The organism is Shewanella sp. DAU305, assembly GCF_026802235.1.
GTDB classification, from domain to species: domain Bacteria; phylum Pseudomonadota; class Gammaproteobacteria; order Enterobacterales; family Shewanellaceae; genus Shewanella; species Shewanella baltica.
On record NZ_CP113808.1, the window covers coordinates 190572 to 214980 of the forward strand.

20 protein-coding genes are annotated in these 24409 nt (G+C 45.9%); 8 read left to right on the forward strand and 12 right to left on the reverse strand.

Annotation, left to right across the window (positions count from 1 at the left end; all coding sequences use genetic code 11):
- The first annotated feature begins 155 nt into the window (after window positions 1–155).
- Window positions 156–1493, forward strand: a complete 1338-nt coding sequence (locus tag OX890_RS00775) for a coproporphyrinogen III oxidase family protein (protein WP_259577437.1) — start codon at window positions 156–158, stop codon at window positions 1491–1493.
- Window positions 1494–1624: 131 nt separating this feature from the next.
- Window positions 1625–1885 (forward strand): helix-hairpin-helix domain-containing protein, encoded by a 261-nt coding sequence (locus OX890_RS00780; RefSeq protein WP_259527601.1) that lies wholly within the window; start codon window positions 1625–1627, stop codon window positions 1883–1885.
- A gap of 71 nt (window positions 1886–1956) precedes the next feature.
- On the opposite strand, the gene OX890_RS00785 is transcribed toward OX890_RS00780, so the two are convergent.
- On the reverse strand, window positions 1957–3957 hold the full coding sequence (locus OX890_RS00785; protein ID WP_268649925.1) for a ligand-gated channel protein: 2001 nt from the start codon (window positions 3955–3957) through the stop codon (window positions 1957–1959).
- Between the two features lie 124 nt (window positions 3958–4081).
- On the opposite strand from OX890_RS00785, the gene OX890_RS00790 reads away from it, so the two are divergent.
- A complete protein-coding gene (locus OX890_RS00790) occupies window positions 4082–5095 on the forward strand; it encodes a LysR family transcriptional regulator (RefSeq protein WP_268649926.1) in 1014 nt (337 codons plus the stop codon).
- Window positions 5096–5173: 78 nt separating this feature from the next.
- A complete protein-coding gene (locus OX890_RS00795) occupies window positions 5174–6055 on the forward strand; it encodes a patatin-like phospholipase family protein (RefSeq protein ID WP_268649927.1) in 882 nt (293 codons plus the stop codon).
- Here OX890_RS00795 and OX890_RS00800 read toward each other — a convergent pair.
- The 3 genes from OX890_RS00800 to OX890_RS00810 form a co-directional block, all read right to left on the reverse strand.
- Window positions 6039–6980 (reverse strand): LysR family transcriptional regulator, encoded by a 942-nt coding sequence (locus OX890_RS00800; protein ID WP_268649928.1) that lies wholly within the window; start codon window positions 6978–6980, stop codon window positions 6039–6041. The two genes, OX890_RS00795 and OX890_RS00800, sit on opposite strands and share 17 nt — an antisense overlap.
- Before the next feature lie 28 nt (window positions 6981–7008).
- The gene (locus OX890_RS00805) at window positions 7009–7866 is read right to left on the reverse strand and encodes a DMT family transporter (protein ID WP_012090513.1); all 858 of its coding nucleotides are present in this window, start codon (window positions 7864–7866) and stop codon (window positions 7009–7011) included.
- A gap of 126 nt (window positions 7867–7992) precedes the next feature.
- Window positions 7993–8766 carry a transporter substrate-binding domain-containing protein gene (locus OX890_RS00810; RefSeq protein ID WP_268649929.1) on the reverse strand — a complete coding sequence of 258 codons (774 nt, stop codon included), beginning with the start codon at window positions 8764–8766 and terminating at the stop codon, window positions 7993–7995.
- A 159-nt stretch (window positions 8767–8925) separates the two neighbouring features.
- Between OX890_RS00810 and trmL the strand changes: the two genes are divergently transcribed.
- The 3 genes from trmL (at window position 8926) to OX890_RS00825 (ending at window position 13076) form a co-directional block, all read left to right on the forward strand.
- On the forward strand, window positions 8926–9390 hold the full coding sequence (trmL, locus tag OX890_RS00815) for a tRNA (uridine(34)/cytosine(34)/5-carboxymethylaminomethyluridine(34)-2'-O)-methyltransferase TrmL (RefSeq protein WP_113940306.1): 465 nt from the start codon (window positions 8926–8928) through the stop codon (window positions 9388–9390).
- Window positions 9391–10665: 1275 nt separating this feature from the next.
- Complete coding sequence (locus OX890_RS00820; protein WP_268649930.1) at window positions 10666–11916, forward strand: hypothetical protein; 1251 nt, start codon at window positions 10666–10668, stop codon at window positions 11914–11916.
- A gap of 125 nt (window positions 11917–12041) precedes the next feature.
- On the forward strand, window positions 12042–13076 hold the full coding sequence (locus OX890_RS00825; protein WP_268649931.1) for a transposase: 1035 nt from the start codon (window positions 12042–12044) through the stop codon (window positions 13074–13076).
- Between the two features lie 130 nt (window positions 13077–13206).
- On the opposite strand, the gene OX890_RS00830 is transcribed toward OX890_RS00825, so the two are convergent.
- Window positions 13207–13797 (reverse strand): hypothetical protein, encoded by a 591-nt coding sequence (locus OX890_RS00830; protein WP_268649932.1) that lies wholly within the window; start codon window positions 13795–13797, stop codon window positions 13207–13209.
- A gap of 294 nt (window positions 13798–14091) precedes the next feature.
- Between OX890_RS00830 and OX890_RS00835 the strand changes: the two genes are divergently transcribed.
- Window positions 14092–16113: a S9 family peptidase gene (locus OX890_RS00835; protein ID WP_268649933.1), complete on the forward strand. Its 2022-nt coding sequence runs from the start codon at window positions 14092–14094 to the stop codon at window positions 16111–16113.
- A 117-nt stretch (window positions 16114–16230) separates the two neighbouring features.
- Here the strand turns inward: OX890_RS00835 and OX890_RS00840 are convergent, their stop codons facing one another.
- From OX890_RS00840 to OX890_RS00870, 7 genes are all read right to left on the reverse strand, one after another.
- Window positions 16231–17694: a M16 family metallopeptidase gene (locus OX890_RS00840; protein WP_432367873.1), complete on the reverse strand. Its 1464-nt coding sequence runs from the start codon at window positions 17692–17694 to the stop codon at window positions 16231–16233.
- Window positions 17695–17720: 26 nt separating this feature from the next.
- Entirely contained in the window at window positions 17721–19052 is a 1332-nt protein-coding gene (locus tag OX890_RS00845) for a M16 family metallopeptidase (RefSeq protein WP_268649935.1), read from the reverse strand.
- Between the two features lie 137 nt (window positions 19053–19189).
- Window positions 19190–20611 (reverse strand): amidohydrolase, encoded by a 1422-nt coding sequence (locus OX890_RS00850; protein ID WP_268649936.1) that lies wholly within the window; start codon window positions 20609–20611, stop codon window positions 19190–19192.
- A 166-nt stretch (window positions 20612–20777) separates the two neighbouring features.
- Window positions 20778–20918, reverse strand: a complete 141-nt coding sequence (locus OX890_RS00855; RefSeq protein WP_172599540.1) for a hypothetical protein — start codon at window positions 20916–20918, stop codon at window positions 20778–20780.
- 259 nt (window positions 20919–21177) lie between these two features.
- A complete protein-coding gene (locus OX890_RS00860; RefSeq protein ID WP_232005131.1) occupies window positions 21178–22023 on the reverse strand; it encodes a DUF2971 domain-containing protein in 846 nt (281 codons plus the stop codon).
- Window positions 22024–22082: 59 nt separating this feature from the next.
- On the reverse strand, window positions 22083–22718 hold the full coding sequence (locus OX890_RS00865; protein ID WP_126493127.1) for a hypothetical protein: 636 nt from the start codon (window positions 22716–22718) through the stop codon (window positions 22083–22085).
- Window positions 22719–23705: 987 nt separating this feature from the next.
- Window positions 23706–24344, reverse strand: coding sequence for a methyltransferase domain-containing protein (locus OX890_RS00870; protein WP_268649937.1), 639 nt, complete (start codon window positions 24342–24344; stop codon window positions 23706–23708).
- Between the last annotated feature and the right edge of the window lie 65 nt (window positions 24345–24409).

A 24409-nucleotide genomic window follows, 5' to 3' on the forward strand; every position in this document is an offset into this window, starting at 1 on the left:
CAAAAAGCCCGTGATTTCCTTGTTAGGAAACCGTAACTTATAACCAGTTCACGTTTTAACAATTGCATACGAGGTAGTCTAATTGCGCTAGGTGGTCGTGAATTACCTAAAGCAATTTCGGTGTTTACGGTTAGCACTCACAGATAGGAATCGTTATGTCATCAGTTATCCAAACGCTCAACGGCGCTATCGCAACGCCTTATCAAGCGAATATTACCGTCCCTAACTGGATGCTCGGCTCGATGGAACGAGTCATGCAGTACTACGTCGATAAGAATCTTCGCCTCGATACCCTTTCCGCGGAAATGATGCCAGCGCCCGTAGAAGGCAAAAAGTATATGCTGTACGCGCATATCCCCTTCTGCCATACCCTGTGTTCTTACTGCACCTTCCACCGTTTTATGTTCAAGGAAGACAAGGCACGCGCCTATTTCATCTCATTGCGTAAAGAGATGGAAATGGTCAAAGCCCTCGGCTATGACTTTGAATCTATGTACATTGGCGGCGGCACCACCACAGTATTAGAAGATGAATTAGCCCGTACTATCGAACACGCGAAAACCCTATTCCCGAGCATTAAAGAAGTCTCCTGCGAGTCCGATCCGCAGCATTTAGATAGCCCTGGCTTTAAGCAACTCAAAGGCCTAGTGGATCGCATGTCCATCGGCGTGCAAAGCTTTAATGACGATATTTTAAAAATGACTGACCGACTCGATAAGTTCGGTACGGGTCAACAAACCTTCGACAAGATCATGGGCGCCAAAGAGCTGTTCCCCATTATCAACGTCGACCTGATTTTTGGTTTCCGCGGCCAAACCGATGAAGTGATCCAACACGATCTCGACATGGCATCGCGCCTCGACCCAAGACAAATTACCACTTATCCGCTGATGATCACTCATCAAACTCGTAAGAGCGTGAAAGGCAAGTTAGCGGCGCCGCAGGCGGATATGGCCAACCAATATCGTCAGATATTAAACAGCCTAAATGGCCAATATAATCAATTGTCTGCATGGGCATTTGGTAAAACTGATGACGAAGGATTTGACGAATACGTTATCGACTACGATGAGTATTTAGGGGTAGGTTCGGGCTCATTTAGCTTCTTAAATGACACGCTTTATGTGAACACTTTCTCGCTGCGCAAGTACCAAGAACGCATTGCAGCCGGCCACATGGGCGTCGAGCAGCAAAAGAACTACAGCAAAAAAGATGTGATGCAATATCGCTTCTTGCTGGGCATGTTCTCCGGCCGTTTATCACGTAAATATTTCCGCGACACCTTTGGCGTCAACTTAGATACCGCCTTGTTTAAAGAAATGACGTCGATGAAGTTAATTGGCGCGATCAAGAATGACCCAAGGGATCCCGACAATCTGATCGTGACCGACAACGGCAAGATGATGGGTCTCTTGATGATGAAAGAGTTTTATTCAGGCATGGACAATGTGCGCGCCCAGTTGCGTAAACCGCTCAAACCCTGTGATATGTAACACTTACGGATGATTGTTGATTCATAAAGACTAAACAGGCCCTTCGAGGGCCTTTTTGTTAACTTGGTTTAAAGGTAGTCTTGCCTTAATGCTAGCTTGAGCGCGATCCCCGTCATAAAGGAGTATGGGTTATGGGTTTTAATGAACAAGAAAAACATGCCTTATTGGCACTCAAAGGCGTTGGTCCTACTGTGATTAAACGCTTCGAAGAAATTGGTATCAGTTCACTGCAACAGCTAGCGCAACACGAAGTGGATGATATCGCGAACTTAGTCGCCAGCATGCTGCGCACCACGTGCTGGAAAAACAGTCCGCAAGCGCGAAACGCCATAGGTGCGGCCATCGAACTCGCCCGCGCCCACCCGCTAGTAAAAAATAGTCATTCCTATTGATGAATACAACTAACAAAAAGCCAGAGTCAATGCTCTGGCTTTCGTTTCAGTGTTAGCAATAAGATATCGGCTTAAAAACTGTAGGTCATACCTAACCAATAACGGCGACCATCTTCAAGATAACCGTATTCCTCTTGGGTAATGTCCTTATCGAAGGCGTTATAAATGCCCGCGCTAAATTTCAGGCTATCGTTCAACTGATAGTTAGCCCCTAAATCCAGCAGAGTGTAAGAAGGTGCGATAAAACTGCTCGACGACGGTCCCGTCGTCGGTTGGCTCTCTTCGCCACGGTAGTTCACTCTCAACCAAGTGCTTAAATTATCAATAGGCTCGTAGTTGAACGACGCTTGGATCAAATGCTTAGGCAATTGATTCAATGGGCTGCCTTTGTAAGCCCCCGTCTTTTGCTCTGAATCCGTGTAAGTGTAGTTACCCGTAAAGCTCAGGTTTGAGCGAATCCGATAGTCGATGCTCAGCTCAATCCCTTGAGTCACAGCATCGTCAATATTCACATAAGTGGTTGGGTCGGAACCAAATTGATTGGGGCCATCGGTACATTGAGTCGCAGGACAGGCCACGCGGGTGATCTTATCTTTAAACTCGTTATAGAACACACCCGCACTGGCGGTAATGCTCTCGGTCAGATCCGAATACACACCTAACTCATAGTTCACAGAGGTTTCGGGTTGTAAATCTGGATTACCGTACATGTTGCCGCCACGGCTCACTTGTCCCCAATCGGGCACTGTCTGGCGCAAACTCGGCGCCCTAAAGCCCGTCGACACGCCGCCCTTTAAGGTGGTGCTGTCGGTTAATCCCCACACGCCGTAAACACGCGGGCTGACATGGTGACCAAAGTTTTCATCGTCATCCAAACGCAGCCCCATGGTCAGGGCAAAGTTATCGACTATGCGCCATTCATCCTCAGAAAATACCGACCATTGTCTGCGACTGATATCGGTTAAGTCGCTAACCTGATTACCCGTTTCGTCGGTTAAATCTTGATGGTTAAATGCCGCACCAAAAGTCGCCGTATGGCTTTGGCCTAAGGTGGTGATCAGGCTAGATTGTACATCCGTGTTAGTGATCTTCATCTTGCGGGTTTTGTTATCGAAAACCTCATGCTTGATATAAGAATCCGAGGTGCCAAAGTCCCAACGCCCTGTGTGTGACAGCGAAATGGTGCTGTTTTCGTATTCTGTCGTTGAAGATTGAGGACAACCGCGACGACCACAGGCTTCGCCCGGCGCCAGCGGTGTAACGGTTTTGCCTAAGCTGCTGTCGAGTTCTTGGTTTGACATCCCAACTTCGAGCATGATGTCGTGGTTTTCATTGGGGGTGAGCGCAAACCGCGCGGTCAGATTCGTCGCATCACGGCCACGGTAACCGCCATAGATATTATCTTCTTCACGCTGAGTATATTGACCGTAAAGTTGCATCCCCAGCAGATCTTTAATCAAGCCACCGTTAACGAAAAAGTTACTCTGGTACACATTTCCCGAGGTCGACTTTTCCTGCAATGTCGTGTCGAGTCGCACTTCACCTTGCCACTCATTCGGCACTTTACGGGTGATAATGTTGATCACGCCGCCAATGGCATCCGAACCATAAAGTGATGACATAGGTCCGCGAACGATTTCAATTCTATCGATGGCCGCCAATGGTGGCGTCCAAGCGCCTTCAACACCTGGACCGTCGCTGTTAGTACGTGTCTCGCGCGAAGATTGGCGTTTACCATCCACTAAAATTAACGTGTATTGGCTGCCCATGCCACGCAGGCTGATGTCCTGACGGTCGGCGCCGCCGGTAATCACTACACCGGGGACTTCTAACATGGCATCGGTTAAGTCGCGATAGAAGCGGTTATCCAGATCCTCACGGGTGATCACACTGATAGATGCGGGTGCGTCGCGAATTTGTTGTTCAAATCCCGATGCGGTCACTACGATTCTTTCCATCATCTTTTCTTTATCAGGCGCGGTATCCGCAAGAGCATTTGTCACAGGCACTGCGGGCAACAAACATAAAGCGGTGATCACTTGAGCGAGGTACTTCTTACGACTTAACAACATAACCGACAAGTCTCCATTGGGCACAGATTGTAAATGAGAACAATTTTCAATACGGCAATGTATCCCTATGTTACAATCAGCTCAAGTTAGACTTTAGGTATTCACTTGTAAGAGTTACTTAAAAATGAATAAAAACATGATCAAAGGCATGATCGTTTTTGCGGCAATCGCAGAAAAGGGCTCAATGAGTGCCGCGGCACAGCAGTTAAACCTCAGCTCCTCAGCGGTGAGTCAACAAGTGACTAAGCTCGAAATGGACATGGGGATCAGTCTATTCCACCGCAATACTCGCAATCTTACCCTCACAGAGGCGGGCAGCTTGTTTTATGAGAATTGCCGAAAAGTCATCGCGATAGTCGAAAGTACAGAGCAGAAACTCAATAACTTGAAAGGGATTCCTTCGGGGGAATTAAAGATTGCCGCGCCCATAGGTTTTGGCGGCGGCCTATTGAGCGAGCCCTTTAACTACCTGTTGGCGGCGCATCCGCAGATAAGTTTGAATTTACTGCTGCAGGATGGCCCGATAGATATAGTCAACGAGGGCATAGATCTGGCGATTTGCATCGGTCCTTTATCAGACTCCAACTTAATTGCCCGCCACTTAGCCGATTGGCGCATGTTGCTGTGCGCCTCACCCGATTATTTGCCAATGCACAAAATTTTTAAGCATCCCGCTGAATTGGCTGCCTTTAATCGCATTAATCACCCCTGCGCTAACAGTGAAACCTTGACCCACACCCGCAGCCAAGAGTGCTTCGAGCTGACAAGCCAGCGTATTACGGTCAACAATATGCAGGCATTAATCCAACTCACTCTCGATGGTCTCGGATTTGCCGCCCTGCCCGAACCTGAAGTGCACAAATATCTCGAAAGCGGCCAGCTTGTGACCCTCTTACCCGAATGGTCACTCAATACTTACAGCGTTTACAGCGTCACTTCGGCGCGGGATAAGCAGCCCGCAAAAGTAAAAGAAGCGCTCAATACACTTAGCCAATACTTCAGTCAGGCGGATTTTACCCCTGCCGTTCAATCTAAACAGCCTGTTCAAAATGGTGGCACAAAGGATTGCGTGACCAATATTTTACCCATAAAGCCCAAGCAAGCGTCCCATCACACCAACGTCGATTACGCATCTTAAGTGTGCCTTTTGCGCATTCATTTCTGCGCTAAGCTGGGGTATTCTGCTGGGATAAACCAATAAAAAAGATGTAACTCGATGAAAGATGTGGCCTTAGTGTTGGAAGGTGGCGGCCTTCGAGCCATTTATACCGCAGGTGTGTTAGACGCGTTTTTGCAGCAGTCGCTCAACTTCAACTATGTGATTGGGGTGTCTGCGGGTGCCATTTATCCCGCGTCCTATGTGTCCCGTCAATTCGGTCGCAATCTTCAAATTCAGCAGCAATATCTCAACGATAAACGCTATATGGGCCTGCGCCATTGGTTGGCGACAGGCAACTATGTCAACACAGACTTTACCTATCGCCGCATGGCCTATGAGTTACTGCCATTTGATTTTGATACATTTTTAAATAGTCATACCGAATTTAAGGTCGGCGCCTTTAACTGCAATACAGGGAAAACCGATTACTTCGGTATGGCCGATTTTAATGACCACGATAAATTACTCGACGTGCTCATCGCCTCCTCTAGCCTGCCTTTTATGTCTAAACCCAGCGTGATTAACCAACATCATTACCTCGATGGCGGCATAGGCGAACCGATACCGTTAGCGCAATCACGCAAAGATGGTTACTCACGCCAAGTGGTGATCTTGACTCAAGATCAGCATTACCAAAAATCCGCGATGAAAATGAATTGGTTAGCCCGCAAAGCCTACAAACGCTACCCCGCGGTTGCCCATGCGTTAAGTGAGCGGCACCGAGTTTATAATCACGCATTAACCGAGTTAGACCAAGCAGTTGCATCTGATGATGCCTTTGTGATCCGCCCAGCGCAGCCACTTAATTTATCCAGGCTCGATCGCAATATCGATAAAGTGACCGCCGTCTATCAACAAGGGCTAGCGGATGGGAAAACAGTCTTACCCGCATTAACCGCTTGGTTAGCAGCGCCAAAAGAGCCTAAACCCGAGACGTAATCGACGGCAGCACTTGACTGATAATCAACTCACGTAGCCATTTATGGCTCAAGTCGTGCTCGAAGTGTTTATGCCACATCAATAAATACGCGCCTGGGATCAGCTTGATAGGGGATGGTAAAGACTGAAGCTCGAAGGATTTCATCACAGCAAACGCATAACGTGACGGCGCGCAGAGGATCAAGTCGCTCTGTTCACACAGGGCCAGAGCGCTCTGGAAATCGGTCATGTTCACGGCGATATCACGCTGACGGCCCTCAAGTTGCAGCACATCATCCAGCAACCAATGCTCTATGCCACCAAAAGCCACTTGCAGATGGCGATAGCTCAAGAAGGTGTCTAAATTCCACTCTTGTGCTAACGCCGGATGATCGCGACGCATCAAACAAACAGTATAATCCTGCACTAACTCGACATGGCACAAGTCGTCGGGAATATGATTCACATGCATAGGCGAACGCTCGTCCCACTCGCGGCAACCTATGGCTAAGTCGATGTCGCAGCGCAGTAATCTGTCCATAGTATCGAGCCGCCAAGTTTGGCAATTGAGACTCACACCGGGCGCTTGGGCGAGCAGCGAGGGCATAAAATGCGGAAAAGTCAGCGAGTATGTGGTCTCAACCAAATGCATTCTAAACTGCCGCTGACTTAAGGCGGGCTCAAAGGTATCGGGCCGGGTAAATTGCGCCAATTGCTGTAAACATTGGCGCAACTCAGGCGCGAGCGACAAGGCTTTAGGCGTCGGTTTTAGGCCGTAGGCGGTGCGCTCAAACAGAGGATCATCAAATACTTCCCTCAAGCGCGTCAGTTGTTTACTCACCGCCGACTGGCTCAAATGCAAACGCGCCGCAGCGGCGGTCACACTTTGCTCCTCAAGCAGGATTTCCAGTACGGGTAGTAAATTCAGATCCAAACGTTTTAGCATCTATCCCTCATTTACCCCAAAATACTGACTAGGGCTGCACTTTTTTAAATGGGTTTAACCTTAAATTCTGTGGCAATTTCATCAATAACAGCGACAGTAATATCACACCTATCCCCGCCCACTGACGCATGTCTAAGGTCTCACCCACAATCAATACGCCTAATGATACGGCAACCACGGGATTGACTAAAGCGACCATGCCCATGATTTCTGGTCCTAAATTTCGCATCGACCACAGCCAAGCCCAATAAGCGATGGCGGTGTTGGCAATCACTAACCATAGTAACGACGGCACCACTGTCAGGCTAGGTAACTGCGGCGGGCCCGCCATAAACCATGCCAGCGGAATTAACATCAAGCCGCCCAAAAACAGTTGCCATGCTGTGAGCACTAAAAAGTCACCCACATCCCACTTTTGCATCCAGCGAGAAGAGAAAGCAATTAACGTCGTGGCACTCAACATGCACAACACGCCGATAGGATCGAGATCCGCCGACGGGTTTAGCAGTAAAATCACTCCTCCTAATCCCATCAAACCTAATAGCAACCACTTCATCCCAGGGCGTTTTTTATCTATCACCCAAGCTAAGATTAAGAAAATTAACGGCAGCGTCGCCCCTAAGGTACCCGCCACAGCGCCCGGCAAACGATACGCACCGATAAACAGCAGCGCAAAGAAGGCGCCAATATTACAAAACGCCAGCAAGCTTAATTTAGACCAAGCCAGCGTTGGTAAACGTGGACGCAGCATCAACATCAGTATTCCCGCAGGCAGCGCGCGCCACACCGCCACCCAGTAGGGCGACATATCATGTAAGTAGAGACTCACTAACGCATAGGTCGTCCCCCAAAATACAGGGGCGAGTAAGGCGATGACAAAAGGCATAATAACTCTTTAAAAAGTATCTTGATGTGAAGATATATTATTCTCAGTCTTAACTCCTAGCAAGTGAAGTTTATGAATATCTCGTTATCGGCGGGAGTTAGTTAGGTTAACTATTTGATTTAAAAACTAAGGTTGCCAGTCATTGTAGGACAGATGGATAGTTTGATAAATCTGGCTTAATTCTCCAGTCTGCCGCAGTAATTCAATCATGCGAGTCAAATATGCATCCACGGCATCCCCTTCGGGGCCCTTGGCAATCACAAACACATCTTCAAAATCGCCAAAGTCTTCACGGTGGATATTATGCAATTTCAACTGTTTCAGCATCATATCGGCCTCTTCCTGCGCCCAAACGAAGGCATCGATACGGCCATGGGAAAGTTTTAGCAAAGAACGTTTAATGGTTATCGAAGGTTCCGCAGGGATAGGCATGTAATCTGGAATCGCCTCCACGGTAAATACGCGCCCCGTTTGCTGTTGATCAAATAACATGGCCTTCGTAATCGGCTTATCCACATTGGTATAAAGCACATGGGTGACTTGCCCAAATGAAACAGTGCTAAAACGGTAAGATAAGGCATCTAACGCGGCATTATTACGGATGGCGGGCAAACCAAAATCAGCACGACCAAGCGTCACGCCTAGCATAGCCCGTGAAAGCGGAAAAACCTTAATCTCAATTTCAACCTCAGGATCTGCCCTATCAATTGCTTTAACCAGTTCCACAAATGGCCCTGTGCCATCGGCATTAATTAATCCAGGGATCTCCCCTAAATAAGCCGTCATCTGCCGCTTGCCGCCAGCATTAGTGACAGCATCATCCGCGGCATAGGCTGGGGTGAAAATGCTCTGAAGGAAAAGCACAGAAAAAATACACAAGGTAATAAAGTGACTGAACATGGGTGGTCCCTCGGTGGCTTTCTCAAGCTTAGCAGAGGACAACGATTGTGGCGTTCATTCCTCGCATCCAAATGAGAACGTGTAAAGCATCACTCTGTCACTGCGCTTAGCCGCCGTTTACCGTATAATCAGCCGTCATTTTTCTATAGGCGGGCCAGCATGTTCCATATCGCACTCTATGAGCCAGAAATCGCACCTAACACAGGTAATATCATTCGCTTATGCGCCAACAACGGTTGTCAGCTGCATTTGATTGAGCCATTAGGTTTTGATCTAGAAGAGAAAAAGTTACGCCGCGCTGGTTTAGATTATGCCGACTTAACCAATGTAACTCGCCACAAAGACTTCGATGCCTTCCTCGAAGCTATGGCTGGTAAGCGCATTATGGCCTGCACCACTAAAGGCAGTCGTCCGCATACTGAGCTGAGTTTTGCAAAAGATGATGTGCTGCTATTTGGCCCTGAAACCCGCGGCTTGCCGATGGCGATTATCGAATCGATCCCGACCGAGCAGAGACTGCGTATTCCGATGGCGGCCACCAGCCGTAGTTTGAATCTGTCAAATGCTGTGGCGATTATCAGCTATGAAGCCTGGCGCCAGCTTGGGTTTGAAGGCGCAATTTAATACCTAGGAATACTGATTTGGATTAGGCTGAACTTAACCAATATTCCAATCACTAAGCCATCAACCCCGAAAGATTGCGTTAACTCAATTCAGCCCGAAAGCAAGACAGTTTAGTGACGCGCATGACGCGTTAATTGTCATTGCTTTCCCAATGACATACTGCCAACGGCCACTGTTGCAACAATGGTAATCTTAACGACCATTGAACTGTTCATCTGGCTAAAAGATATTGCCCAAAGCAAGTTAGCTTTATCATTAGTTGTACTGAGTGAATTGTCATTGTTTCCCCTGTGACACGCCATAAACTCATTCATGAGGGCTCGACGTCGGCATCCATGCCGCCAACGGTCACAGTTGCAACAATGCCAATCTTAACGACTATTGAACTGCTCATCCGGCTAAAAGCTTTTTGCCCCATTCCTTGTTTCGGTTCGTTGGCTCAATAGAAAACTCCTACTCTTGTTGCCATACAAAATCTCATCCATTTACCTAATGTTTGGCCCTAGCGTAAAGCGACTAACAATGTATGGGTATACAGTCGTATTTAAATTTAGATGCTTTTGAGTGTTTTACGCTCATTAGTTTGCGCGTTTATCCAGCCTAAAATTAACAAAACCCTTTAAAATCATTTGTATATACTTTTCCAAAATTAGTTAATAGGTTTGGAAAACGCGCATGCGCGTTTTTCCGGATGGTGTATTTGATAAAAAGCTGATAAGTTCTTTTTATACAGGTAGTTAACTGTGTGCGTTTTCACTGGTCTAATGAGGTAAACGCGCATGCGCACTAATAAAATGTTAGGCAAAGTGAGTTTTTATCAGCTAAATCGAGTTGAAATTGAACGGTAAATTCCATGCTTTGTGTGGCTTAACTTAAGCAATAAATCGTCATCACATATTTGTTGTCTCTTGATCGCGTTGGGTTGCTTTTCGCTGTGAATTTATCGGCAAAATAACCTTCAGCATCCAAACGTCCGCCGAGCATGCTACGCTCGTCACTTTTCTTCCAAATCGCTCAATTTGAGTTTTTGGGTTTCTTTGCTGATTTTAGATTTTGGTTTATAAATGAATCGCTTAGTTGGTTTTCAGTTTTCAAACAAGCCTTGTTCTTGGGTTTTTAAAGTATCGTTGTCAATCTGTTGGCCTAACAAACGGCTCAAGAGGGATTGCCAACGCTTGGCGACTTTAGTGCAAAATTTCAGTTCAGTGTTTACAGTGTGTTTTTTAAGTTCGGCGGTGCGTTGTCAACCCCTTAGCCGGGCGTTAGAAGCTAAATATGGAATTGATTTTGAATTTAGATAATTTTTTAAATTTAGATTTCTTAAAGGTACTAAGCTCAGTCGTTGGTATGATTGGTGGTTTCTTAGGTTTTTTTGTTTTCTTCGATAATTACATCTTGAAATTTAAACCAAGATTGAATATTTCAAATAGGTTATTTTTCCGTTATAAAACTGAAGAGAAGCATCCAACTATTAAGGGAAGATCTCTTGAATCTCTCATATTGAAAATTGAAGCCATCAATGGAAGAAATAAAATTGGGCGGATTGATGATTTCGCAGTAAGGGTATATGACTCAAGAGCGACTTTACCTTCTGGATATATGCTTTATGCTGAGAATGTACTTGAGCGGTTGCCAAGTATATCTTCATCTTTTGAAAAAGATGAATTTCACTCATTTTCTCCTGTTTCTATTTTAGGGCGATCAACTAAAAATATTGTTATCGAATTTAAGACTGAAAAATATATGGGCGCCGCCATAAACCCTGAAGGAAGCTTAAAAATGGATTTGCTCTATTATCTTCCTAAGAAGGGCTGGAGGACTGTTGGCACTTTTTCACCATATTACTTTAAGGGGAATAACAGCCAAGAAGACCCAAATGGAATCATCGAATACTCCTTATTAGATAATGCGGTTATCAGGAAAGAAGCTACCAAATCATTAAAACAGCCTGAAATCGGTATTTATAATGGCATTAGCGGGAAATATATAGGTTTTTATTTAATGAAGCCTGTTTGGTTTCTAAAAAGGATGGCTACTTATCCTATCAAGGTTATTCAATTAATGGGCGCTCTTATGGAGGCTCTAATACGACAGGTTTCATCTTACTGCATAGTTCTACCTCTGATTAAGTTGAAATCAAAAACTCTTCCAAGGATGCAATTTGGTAATCCAAGATCTCATTTAGTTGGTGATACAACAGCTACACTTGAAAAGTGTAAAAATAATATCGAGAAAATAGCTGAGAAGATAAACTCCAAGGCAGATAGCAAAGCTAAAATTACTATTAGGAATGAAAACTCTGGCTTCTCTGTCCAAAGGGGCGGGTTGGAAGTAAAGTTTTATAAAAGTGGTGATGGCCATATTCGAGCGATCGATACTGGCGGATATCCTCAAATGTTTACTTTTTCTATGGAGCTGGTTGAATACCCTTTTGGTCTTCGTTTGTGGAAAGTGAACAATAAAATCATGACAGTTAAATCAGCGTGTATTCACGTCATAGACTCATTTATTTTACTTGCCCATTAATGTGGTTTGTATAAATGCTTCTAAAAAGAATAGCAGAATAGCGGGGACAGTCACATCTTTTTGTGTTTTTCAGCACCTTCACCTAGGCTTTAAATTATCTTGATTTTGTCTGTGTGGAGTTTGTGATGACCTCGGCCAGAAGACAGCTAATTGATGCTAATGCAACGCCCTTCTATCATGTGATAAATCGCTGTGTTCGTAGGGCTTTTTTATGTGGTGAAGATAAACTCACGGGGCGAAGCTATGAACATAGACGCGGCTGGATTGTGGATAAAATTAAGGCATTATCTGCGATATTCTGCATTGATATCTGCGCCTATGCGGTGATGAGTAACCACTATCATTTAGTGCTTAAAATTGATCCCGATAAGGCCAAATCGTTAACGCAAAAAGACATTATCAGCCGCTGGTGTCAAATCACTAAAGGCCACGCTGTCGCGACTAAGTATATGAATGGTGAAACCTTAATCGACGGTGAAGTGATGTTACTCGATAGCTTAATTACCGAGTGGCATGAACGATTGAGTAGTATCAGCTGGTTTATGCGCTGTTTAAATGAAGAAATTGCCCGTAAGGCCAATCGTGAAGATGAGTGCAAAGGTGCCTTTTGGGAAGGCCGATTTAAGTCGCAAGCACTGTTAGATGAGCAAGCTCTGCTGGCTTGTATGATGTACGTCGATTTAAATCCAATTAGAGCGGGCATTGCCGACTCTTTGCAATCCTCTGATTTTACATCGATTCAGGAGCGAATTAACTCGCTAGACCCGCAAAATGTCGCTTTCCCCTCAGTTAACACACTGGCTCAATCTGTAAATAAACGACCGCAAACAACACACCAATCCCTCACTAAATTTGATGGTTCAACACATCTAAGGCAGCAAACGGGCATTCCGTTTCATTTTGCCGATTATCTCGAACTCATAGATTGGACTGGCAGAGCCATACGCCTTGATAAAAAAGGCTATATCGATAATCAACGGCCCAAACTGCTCAATGAATTAGGCATTTCGCCCGATGCTTGGCTTACTTCAGCCAAAGAGTTTCGTCGTCAATACAGTGGTATAAGCGGCCGTTGGGATGCAATGTGTGAATTCAAGAAGCAACATCACAGCGGACATTGGTGTAAAGGTAAAGCGTCAAGCCAAGCATTACATCCTTAAGCTCACCACTACCCACAGTTCAGCTATTAGGATTATTTTTGTTTATCCGAAATGAAGATAATTCCGCGTAAAACGCAGCACGCTTTTGTCCCAAAGTGAGTTGCGTATTGCCGAGTATGAATAAGTCGGCTTAATGAGATGGCGCGACAGGCGTCATCTCTATCCCACGAAACAGCTGATAGCGGTCGATATCATCGTCTAAATATTGAATATTCTGCGTCCATTGCCATCCACCCGCTTGATTTTGAGCCTGAGTTTGAGTTTGAGTTTGAGTTTGAGTTTGAGTTTGAGTTTGAGCATCGAAGAGTAACTGGATCAACGCGGGTCTCGCATTAACAACGCCTTCCCCTAGCAGGGAATAATCCCCATTTTGTCGATATAAACTAAAGACTTGCTGTTTATCTTCCGCCACACCATCGTAATAGGTCAGTAATACTTGGTCGCCTTGTTCCCTAAACCACCAAGTTTCGCTAAAGGGCGCCCGCGTGCCGATACTCACAGATAAAATCAACTGGCGCTGATCGTGGGAGCAAAAGCCCGTAACGGCCACTTTTTTCGGAATTTCCCCCGCCTTGGCAGCATCACCCGCCCATTGCCCCACCAATTGTGGACAAAATTCCTTGAAACTGACCTTAGCGGCCATAACTGAGGAGGACGAAAACACACTCAGTACAATGGTAAGACCCAGCATAAGGTTCAAACGGTCGATTTTAAGCGGCATATCTCTAGCACCTACCCGAAACAGATCAATACATTAGCGTTAAAAGCATCAATCGACAAATCCCCCATCACAAACGATTCCTTTTACGACGGAATGAGCGCTTTGGTATTGTCGTTAGCCTGATTTTTTAGCGCCTAGATCAACCACTTTTGAGCTGAGATGCCCAACAAAGATTCACAGTTGCTTACATAACAGCTTATTCAGGCATGGCGGGTTTTCATGCTAACTTGCCACTTAGCAAAAATACGCAACATCATAATTCTAGTAACTGTTTGTATCACAAGGAGACTCATAGTGAAGAAGACAGGCATTTTATTACTCTGCTTACTGATACCCTTTAGCTCGGCATTTGCAGAACAGGGCAAACCACTCTCAGCAGAATTGCTTTGGCAACTCAAACGTATCGGTAGCCCGATTGTCTCCCCCACGGGCGAGCACATTATCGCGCCAGTCACAGAGTACGATCTCAAAACGGATAAAGGCTCAACCCAGCTGTGGCGTTTCGATGGCAAGCAAAACCGAGCCATCACTGCCAAAGGTTTAAGGGTGAGCGAACCCGTGTTTTCCCCCGACGGCAAAACCTTGGCATTTGTAAGTAAGCGCAATGAAGACGAGGCGAGCCAAATTTACCTGCTGCCGATGGATGGTCCGGGTGAAGCGCAGCGCTTAACCGATATTCCCACAGGCGTTAACAGCATTAAGTGGGTTGGCAAGCATCTGTATTTCATCAGCAATATCTTCCCTAATCAAAGCTGGGAAGAAATGAAAACCCAGCTCGCCACAGATACAGACAATAAGGTTTCTGCCCATCAATGGAACACCTTACCCTATTCCCAATTTGATCACTGGTTAGATGAACGTCGCCAAGCCCACGTATTTAGAATTCCGGCCAAGGGCGGTAATGTCGAAAACATCACCCAACCTGCGGGCCATGAATTACCACGCTCAGACCAAAGCAGTGCAAGCTATGATGTTTCCCCCAATGAGCGCTGGATTGCCTTCAACGCCTATGGTTCAGAGAATAAAGTCGATCCTAAAATTGATATATTTCTCGCTGCGATTGGAGACAACAAGGCCGAAAATCTCACCGCAGATAATCAAGCGCCGGATCTGAATCCTAGCTTTAGCCCTAACGGTAAAACGCTCGCCTTTACCCGCCAGAAAATTCCCGGTTTCTACGCCGATACCTCAAGGCTGATGCTGCTGGATATCGACAGCCGTAAACTCACAACACTCACATCTGACTGGGACCGTTCAGTCTCTCAATTCAGTTGGACACCCGACAATAAGGGCTTTTATGCCACAGTGGAGGACGCCGCCACAAACCGTATTTACTCTATCGATGCCAAGAACGGCAAAGTAAAAGCCATCACAGAGGCAACCGATTTTAGCCAACCCGCCATAGGCAAAGACGGCGAACTGATTGCCACCAATCAGAGCTTTTTGTATCCCGCTCGCTTGGTCAGCATCAATCCTCGCAATGGTAAGATTGAACGCCTAGAAAACTTTAACGACGATATTCTTAAAGATGTTGACCTAGGCACTTATGAATCAGTTACCTACAAAGGCTATCAAGGTAAAGATATTCAAATGTGGGTTCACTATCCCGCAGGGTTTGATCGCAGCAAAAAATACCCATTGTTTATGCTCGTCCACGGCGGTCCACACAATGCCATTACCGACGGTTTCCATTACCGTTGGAACGCGCAAACCTTTGCCTCTTGGGGTTATGTCACTGCGTGGCCAAACTTCCACGGTTCGAGCGGCTTTGGTCAGGAATTTGCCGATTCCATCAATCCCGATTGGAAGACAAAACCCCTTGAGGATGTGCTCAAGGCGGCAGACTGGTTTAAACAACAAAGCTGGATAGACAGTGATCGCATGGTGGCGGGTGGTGCAAGTTATGGTGGTTACCTGACCTCGATTATTTTAGGTCAGCCGCATCCCTTTAAAGCGCTATTGATCCATGCTGCGGTCTACGACATGTATGCACAAATGGCGTCGGACTTTGCCGTACACAGCACCCGATTTGGCTACTATTGGGATAATCCAGAACTGTATAAAGCCATTTCGCCCCATTACTTTGCGGCTAACTTCAACACTCCAACCTTAGTCAGTCATGGTCAACTCGATTACTTAGTGCCGGCGACCCAAGGGTTCGAGCTGTTTCATACCCTGCAAAGTCGACATGTTGAATCGCGGATGATTTATTTCCCCGATGAAAATCACTGGATTATGAAGCCTAATAACTCAGTCTACTGGTATAACGAAGTGAAGAAGTGGATGACCCACTTTGCCGAACCTGGCGCGCGTTAAACGCCATCCATAAGAGACAAAAAAGGTCTGCAATGCAGACCTTTTTAATGGGTTTACTTAAACTAAAGCGTAGGCTAACGCCTTAGTTTGAAATGACTTAGCTTGAAATGACTGAGCTTATTGGCCAAAGCCCGTGGCTTTAATATCCACGGTTTGCACTTTGCCATACTTAGCGGCGATAGGTGCAATCTTAGCCGCGTTGCCAATCAGCACAAATTGCAGATCTTTTTGCGGGAAGTAAGTTTTCACCAGTCTTTGGGTTTCTTCTAAGGTCAAACCATCCACCTTAGCTTGGAACTCATTGATAAACTTATCATCGAAGCCATACAGATACATGCCTGACAACAATCCCGCCAGTTGGCCTGATGTTTCAAACTTAGGTGGGAACTGACCTTTCACATAGGCTTTAGCCGAATCTAAGGTGGTTTGATCTACGCCTTTCTCCCATAAACGAGCATAGGTTTTCAGTGCGAGATCAATCGCTTCTTGAGTGGTTTCCGTCTTAGTGAAAGTGCTGATAGTAAACACACCCGAGTCGGTATAAGGGCTAAAACCTGAGCGTGCGCCATAGGTTAAGCCTGCGTTTACCCGCAGCTCGTCGTTAAGCCAAGAGGTAAAACGACCACCTAAAATAGTGTTCACTACCGTTAAACCAACATAGTCTGGATTGTCACGACTAATGCCTAAACCGCCGATCACAAAGGTGGTTTCGATGGCATCGGGTTTATCCACCAGCAAAACTTTAGCCGCAGTTAACTGAGGCAAGCCTTGATTTAAGTCAGGCTGCACCAACTTTTCGCTGCCTTTCCACTGACCAAAGGTTTGTGTCAGCTTGGCCTTCATCGCAGCAACATCAAAGTCACCCACGACGGTAATCGCTGTATTGGCCGGTTGGTAGTAACTCTTATGGAAAGCGCGCAGTTGCGACACTGTCACTTGCTCAAGCGAATCGCTGTTACCCGAAGCCGCATTACCATAAGGATGGGCACCAAATACCAGCTTATCGAAGTAACGGCCAATCACAGCCCGTGGGCTTTCTTTATCTTGCTGTAATCCCGCAATCGCGCGTTGCTTGAGTTTATCGAACTCGGCGGCGTCAAAGTCTGGCGTTAACATCGCCGCGCTAAATAAGCCCAGCATGACATCAGTGTCTTTCGCCATAAAATCGGCGCTGAGATAGCTGCCTTCTTTATCCGCTTCCGCGCCTAAACTTGCACCGAGAAAATCCACTTGCTGCTCGATATCCGCCTTAGATTTACCCGCCGCCCCTAACAACAAACCTTCTGCCGTCATTTGCGCCACGCCTGCAGTGGTGTCATTGACAGCCCCCGCACGTACCACGGCATTTAAGGTGACTAAAGGCACTTCGCGCTGCGGCATTAAATACACAGTTAAGCCGTTATCCAGTACAAACTTGTCGTAACTTGGCATCACAAAGCTGCCAGTTTCAACGCGTTTCGGCGCCGATGTCGTAGCACAACCCGCTAAGGCTAAACTTGTGCCTAGGGCTAATGCGGCCATTAACTTAGAAGGTTTTCCGATTGATGCCATCTTAAGTGATTTCATTGCTGTCGATTTCATTGCCATCGATTTCGCTGCCGTTGATTTCATTGAGAGATCTCCTCGTTTGCTGCCAGCACAGCTACAGTGCGATTCGATTTACGTAAGTAGGTTTGGGCAACACGTTGAATATCCGCTGGCGTCACCTTGTTATAGGCTTCTGGCGCATTAAATAGCTTGTCATAACTGCCAAAATACATCTCATAGGTGCCTATGGTATTGGCCTTGCCATTAATGGTTTCCATCGAACGATAAAAATCCATCAACTTGATATTTTTAACTTTATCCAGCTCTTGCTGGGTAACACCCGTTGTCGCAATCGAATCGATTTGTTCAATCAGCGCCTGCTCCAGCGTCGAGGCTTTCACCTCAGGCGTGGCAACACCCATCACATAGAAGAGGTTCGGGTCGACCGACATCGGCATGTAGGTTTGCGCTTCTAAGGCCACTTGTTTATCAACCAGTGATTGATATAAACGCGAGCTATTACCTTGGCTCAAAATCGAGCTTAATAAATCCAGCGCATAAAAATCTGCGTGAGTCGCCGCCGGAATATGGTATGCCAGCATCACATTCGGTGTGCTCACCGATGCCTTTTGCACAAAGGTACGACGCTCGCCCTTTTGCTCAGGTTCTACGGTACGAATTGCTTTAGGCGGAGTTTGTGCCGGAATAGGCGCAAAATACTTGTCGGCCAAGGCTTTAACTTGGGCAACCTTTACATCACCAGCAATCACGACCACGGCATTGTTCGGCGCATAATAGGTTTTGTGGTACTGCACGAGATCTTCCAGCGTCCAAGCGGCAATATCCGACTCATGGCCGATCACCGACCACGAATAAGGATGAGCTAAAAACGCCACACCTTTAATTTCGCCTTCGAGGGCATTCCAGTTAGAGTTTTCTAAGCCAGTGGAACGTTCCGACTGCACTACGCCACGTTCGCTATCGACCATAGTTTGGTTGATATCTAAGTTTGCGATACGGTCGGCTTCGAGATCGAACATAGTTTCGAGCGCATTGGCAGGGAACCAATCGGTATAAACCGTCATGTCTTCAGTGGTATACGCATTGTTCGCGCCACCTGCGGCTTCCATAGTGCGGTCGAACATTTTTGGACCGTACTTTTTCGAACCGTTGAACATCATGTGTTCGAAAAAGTGCGAAATACCGGTAATGCCGGGCACTTCGTTACGTGAACCGACTTTCCAAAACAAATACATGTTGGCATTGGGAATAGAGGCATCTTCTAGCACCATGATTTTCATGCCGTTATCTAGCGTGAAACTCTTAATGTCTTCTGCCGTGGTGGCCTGTGTTTGGCTTAGGGGGTTAAAAAGTCCCATGGCCAATACCAGAGCCGATAGCGTGCGCTTCATCTTGTTCGCTCCTTGCTGTAAATATCCACATATAGAGGTAAATTGTTTAACAAATCAAGCGCAGAAAGCGTATCCCGCGCCGATTTTTTGTAAGCTCAAGTTATACCGAAGAGCTTACGGAATAACGTCTGTCCGACTTATTGCGCCTTAAGCGCAGTCAGCGCCACTTTAGTCATGGCCTCAACCCCCACTTTTAGCGCACTTTCATCCACATAAAAAGCCGGAGAATGATTGCTGGCTACGGTTTCAGGGTCAGTTCCCTTTGGCGTCACCCCAAGGAAGAAAAACATCCCCGGCGCTTCTAAGGCGTAATAAGAAAAGTCTTCGGCACCTGTGATTAACCCAGGTTCAATCAGCATCTTATCGCCCACCACACTGGCGAGCACAGGCCTCATACTGGCGACTAATTCGGGATTATTCACCACGACAGGATAACCTGGGTGGATCTCTGTGGTCGCACTCGCACCAAGCGTTTTCGCCGATAACTCGGCCATTTCAGCTAAACGCACTTTGATATCGGCGCGCATGGGCTGGTCGAAGGTGCGAATCGTGCCAATCAGCTCGACTTCATCGGGAATAATGTTAGAGCGAATGCCACCATTAACCGCACCAAAACTCACCACGGCAGGGGCTTTAGTGATATCCACCTGACGGCTGACAATCGTTTGCACGTTAGTGATAATTTGCGCCGCAGCGACAATAGGATCGACCCCATTCCAAGGGCGAGAACCATGGGTTTGGCGGCCTTTCACTTTGATCGTAAAGGAATCTTCACTCGCCATCGCCGGACCACTGCGCACACCAATCATGCCACTCGGCATGCTAGAGGTAACATGCATACCAAACACTTGGTCAGGTTTACGCTTAGCAAACAGCCCTTCTTTAAGCATTAACTCCGCGCCGCCTTCTTCCCCGTCTGGCGCGCCTTCTTCGGCAGGTTGGAAGATAAACATCACATCACCCGCGAGGCTATCTTTCACTTTCACGAGGTTTTCAGCCACGCCCATCAACATCGCCACATGGGTATCGTGCCCACAGGCATGCATCACCCCTACCTTTTGATCTCGATAGGTATCGGTCGCTTTAGAGGCAAAGGGTACATCAACCACCTCAGTAACAGGTAAAGCATCCATATCCGCCCGAATTGCAATCAACGGACCAGACTTGCCACCTTTCAGCTTTCCGCCTTTTAAGATAGCCACCACGCCCGTATGCGCCACACCCGTTTGTACTTCTAAACCTAATGATTTCAAATGTTTTTCAATAATCTTGCTGGTGCGAAATTCACGATTTGACAACTCAGGGTGTTGATGTAAATCGCGGCGCCAGTCGATCACCTTTTGCTCCACACCTGCCGCCAACTTAGCCGCATCCGGCATAACACTGGTCGCTGCTTGTGCCGAACTCAAACTCGCGCCCATAAAGCTCAAGGCTAAAGCCGAAGCGAGTAAGGTCTTGGAAAAACGGGATTGGTTTGCTGAGGATTTAGAGCCAAATGCCTTTGAGATTGCTGATTTTGAAATAACTGATACAGCAAGTGATACAGAGGGTAAAGTCATAGCGATAACCTATTGTTGTTTTTATAAGCTACCTAAACTACACGGACATTGAGGAATTGTTAATAGATTTAATAAATTGAGTTGCTAAGTCAATTTAAGGCACAGGCATTAAAGAGGTCAAAAACCGTATTTAGTTATTCGTAAATGGAGTATTCATAGTCTTGTTTCAGCGATTAAACACTGTCATTCCAGTGACTCGCAGCCAGTCCTTCCATGGATGCTCGAACGCCCCGTCCATGGGGCGAACGGTCACTTCCATGGCAGCGCTTAATACCGTTAATCCCAGCGTATATCTGAAAGCCCGCATTTTCCGGCCATGCATAAGCTTTACACCTAGAGCAGCTTTAACTTTGGGTGACTCGCTAAATTTACAAAAATACTGGCTCGCTCGCTAAGGGCTCGTCATGTCTGCACAAAAAGTCACTTTCAAAATACGACCTTTAGACCCTCAAATTCTCAACCAGCCATTTGAATAACAAAGTGTCAACAACCAGCCTCGGGCTTGTTCAACACTTGCCAAGCGTCATAAAAATGGGTCACGGCTACGCACGGCCTATCCTTATTTGTTATAAATCTATAAAACACAGAGTGAATTCCTTTTCAGAGACACTAGCTTGCTTAACCTTTACGTGACTAAATTCGGTACGGTCAATAATATTTTTTATGCTTTCAGTTAACGAAGAGTCTGCGTTAACCCCTACGATTATTTCCTCTATTGCATCAGCGGGAAATTTAAACAAATGAACAGCAGGAGCAGCAGTAAAGTTAATAGTCGTATCTGCGTCAGGTAAAACAGCGCACATTCTCCATTCTTGCTCGTACTCCCAAGCATTTGATTTTAGCAAAAAAATATCCGTCCCATTCATATCAACCAGTGACTTCGATGGTCGATGGGCCAAATATTTTACTTTCCTCAAATGATAGAACTCGTCCTTTTCAGAACGCTTTCGATTGAAAAATGAATGATTGGAGTTAAAACCTATGCAGTACCCACGATGCGATTCGGCATAGTGAGACCACATGAGCAAATTATCTGGCTTTTCAGTTAAACTCAATACGCCAATAAGCTCATTAGACTTTTCAGACAATATCGTAGATAACTGCTCTTTTGCCTTATTCATAAGGAAGCTAAACAGTAGCGGGTTATTCTTAAAATATGAAACGGCGAACTCTTGAACTTTAGATCTTGGGATTAAATTTAGAACATCTTCCGGCACTTTAGACAACTCGGACTCAACTAAACTCTCTAAGTTCTCTGCCACATAAGCATTTACATACTCATCAGACGCAATACTGCTTATAACTGGTTTGAATTCAAACGGGTCGTTGAACGCAATAGGAGGAGAAAAACGAATAGCCCTATTCTTCAAAACATCTATGCGATCAGGATGTAGATATTTATATAATATCAAGAATCACCTTTGTTTTATAACGTGGAAGTTAGGAGCAGCTGTCCCTCTCGGCTGTAGTATTAGGTGTGTTTACGTACATTAATCAACTTGCTCGCATCAACTACTACTTCATACTCAATTGATTGTTCTGAAAACAGGATTTGATCCCTCGCGCATGTTGCTTCTAAAACGATCCTGCTATTTCCAGCAAACCAGATTTGGTGTTGATAGTGAGTGTACGCAAAGTCTCTGGCTACCTGTAATGAGGTGGTCCAAGCCTGACCGAAAGAATTGTTCTCGATCTCACTAATATCGCAACCACGATAAAGGGTTAGCTCTTTATCAAGTGATTCAATGTCGTTTGGGGACAAGACTTCTGTAAGCTTTATTTTAGGGTGCCAGCATTCATTTTCTTGGCGAGTATAAAGCTGATGGAGTCCATTGTACGCATAACACGAAAACGAGTGTCGTAGCGCATCAAAGACCTGAATCACATTGTTGTCGTCTATTTTGTCGACAAGTTCGCAGAAGTGCGAACGTATAAATTCTTCAGCCTCATTGTCTTGGCTGGGAAAAAAATAATGCTTCGTCCCTGATGCTTCAAATTTCTTGATTGCGGCGATGTATTTAGATATTGCCTCAATCGCAATTTCTTTGAACTCGGCAAAGAAAGGTTCATTAAGCTTCGACTCAATTGAGTCAACAACTATCTTCATGCTATCAACCATGAAGTTGTGATCCGCGGCACTAAACACGAACTAAATTCCCCACTAAAACACCTAACATCTTAGCATTTATGCCCTGCGTTATTTGCAGGGCATAAATCGCTTGTTGACTAAATCTCAAATATGGCCACTGCCACATCCATGTAAATGAGTATAAATGATGCTATAGGAATTTGCTTTTTTGCGGTAGCGGTTTTTTATACAGTTTGATGGGTAATTACTTGATATCTTTTTAGCTTTCTCATTTTTCGCGCTTATTTTTGCTGATGAATCGCTATCTAACGACTCAAAACTCCAAGGAATACACCTCCCCTCGGAGTTGCCGCAGGGCGAATAGACAAATTGCGTGAGTTCGGTCATGGATGACCGACTAGCTTTCGCAGGTGCAGGGACGCATCCTTCGGAAGCGATAGCGAATTTGGCAATGAGCACAAGGGGCTTTCAACTCCGTTGGGGCGTCCTGGAGAATCCAAGGAGGATAGGACGAGCAGTCCTCCTTGGTCGGGTGTGGGGTGAAGCCCCACGACTTTGATTTTGATTAAAGCATTCAAACTACGAAACACACTTTGGGCATAACCGTGTAGCCCAAAGCCAACGCAAAATGACGGTGTTTAGCGCGTGAACCAGACTAGGCAAGTCTGATTCACGGATTTTAACGAGCCCGTATTTAATTCTCGCCCTAAAAGAGGATTAAGCACTGCCACGAAAGTAGCAGTCCATGACATGGTCGCTTATTCACATCTATATGATCGCGGCATTCGTATGCCCTATACAACAGATACCACGTTCGAGCATTTAGATAATGGACTTGCTGCATGTCACTGAAGTGGAAATGCTTAATAGTTGATGCGTTAATTCTATAATCAACTTTTGATTATTTGGATTACCGTGCAAAAAATTAGAATTTAATCAGCAACACAGTGTTAAATTCACGACATATAGCGGCTAAATACACGCTGACATTAAGGACACTAAGCACTAATTTACTTTATGCAAAAACACCACGTCTTTATCGATGATTTCGAGTCGCCAGCCATAGTGATGCGCGAGCCACTCAAAGGTCGCTTCGGCGTAAAAGTTGATGTGGGTGGGATCGTTTTTATAGTGCCAGCGGGTAAATGCTGTCTGATCTTGTACGCGTTTAGTCATCACAGCCAAAATGCCGTTGGGTTTTAATAACCTATCAAGTTGGGCAAGCAAACCTGCGGCATCGCTCACATGCTCTATGACTTCGGTTAAGGTAATAAAATCGTATTGGCGAGCCAAGGCATCAGGATTGTTGGCGTAATAAAGGTCGTAATTATCGATGTGATAGCCACGCGCCTTTGCCATCAAACTCAGCGCCTTGCCTTCGCCGCAGCCAAAATCGAGCCCTTGGGCCGAAGTGCTAACACGGCTAAGTAATGGCTCAAGTGTACGATTTAAAAAGGTTTGATAGCCAAGATCATTGGCATGATTCTCGTGTTTATCGTACTCGGCTTTTTCTGCCTCGGCCGAGAGATAAAACTCGGGAAGCACGCTCACCAGTTGGCAGATTTGGCATTGATGGTAGTCGCGCTTTTTATCCTGATGATAAGCGAGTAATTCAGTGCCATGGCATAAGGGGCAGATATTCAACAACAATTCCTAGGATAGTAAGGTGCATAGTAATGAGAATAGTCATAATGCCAACAAATAATGCT

Excerpts from the sequence above, each read along its gene's own strand:
- OX890_RS00775 (WP_259577437.1), top strand. The coding sequence starts at position 156 with ATGTCATCAGTTATCCAAACGCTCAACGGCGCTATCGCAACGCCTTAT.
- OX890_RS00780 (WP_259527601.1), top strand. The coding sequence starts at position 1,625 with ATGGGTTTTAATGAACAAGAAAAACATGCCTTATTGGCACTCAAAGGC.
- OX890_RS00785 (WP_268649925.1), bottom strand. The coding sequence starts at position 3,957 with ATGTTGTTAAGTCGTAAGAAGTACCTCGCTCAAGTGATCACCGCTTTA.
- OX890_RS00790 (WP_268649926.1), top strand. The coding sequence starts at position 4,082 with ATGAATAAAAACATGATCAAAGGCATGATCGTTTTTGCGGCAATCGCA.
- OX890_RS00795 (WP_268649927.1), top strand. The coding sequence starts at position 5,174 with ATGAAAGATGTGGCCTTAGTGTTGGAAGGTGGCGGCCTTCGAGCCATT.
- OX890_RS00800 (WP_268649928.1), bottom strand. The coding sequence starts at position 6,980 with ATGCTAAAACGTTTGGATCTGAATTTACTACCCGTACTGGAAATCCTG.
- OX890_RS00805 (WP_012090513.1), bottom strand. The coding sequence starts at position 7,866 with ATGCCTTTTGTCATCGCCTTACTCGCCCCTGTATTTTGGGGGACGACC.
- OX890_RS00810 (WP_268649929.1), bottom strand. The coding sequence starts at position 8,766 with ATGTTCAGTCACTTTATTACCTTGTGTATTTTTTCTGTGCTTTTCCTT.
- trmL (WP_113940306.1), top strand. The coding sequence starts at position 8,926 with ATGTTCCATATCGCACTCTATGAGCCAGAAATCGCACCTAACACAGGT.
- OX890_RS00820 (WP_268649930.1), top strand. The coding sequence starts at position 10,666 with ATGGAATTGATTTTGAATTTAGATAATTTTTTAAATTTAGATTTCTTA.
- OX890_RS00825 (WP_268649931.1), top strand. The coding sequence starts at position 12,042 with ATGACCTCGGCCAGAAGACAGCTAATTGATGCTAATGCAACGCCCTTC.
- OX890_RS00830 (WP_268649932.1), bottom strand. The coding sequence starts at position 13,797 with ATGCCGCTTAAAATCGACCGTTTGAACCTTATGCTGGGTCTTACCATT.
- OX890_RS00840 (WP_432367873.1), bottom strand. The coding sequence starts at position 17,694 with ATGAAATCGACAGCAATGAAATCACTTAAGATGGCATCAATCGGAAAA.
- OX890_RS00845 (WP_268649935.1), bottom strand. The coding sequence starts at position 19,052 with ATGAAGCGCACGCTATCGGCTCTGGTATTGGCCATGGGACTTTTTAAC.
- OX890_RS00850 (WP_268649936.1), bottom strand. The coding sequence starts at position 20,611 with ATGACTTTACCCTCTGTATCACTTGCTGTATCAGTTATTTCAAAATCA.
- OX890_RS00855 (WP_172599540.1), bottom strand. The coding sequence starts at position 20,918 with ATGCGGGCTTTCAGATATACGCTGGGATTAACGGTATTAAGCGCTGCC.
- OX890_RS00865 (WP_126493127.1), bottom strand. The coding sequence starts at position 22,718 with ATGAAGATAGTTGTTGACTCAATTGAGTCGAAGCTTAATGAACCTTTC.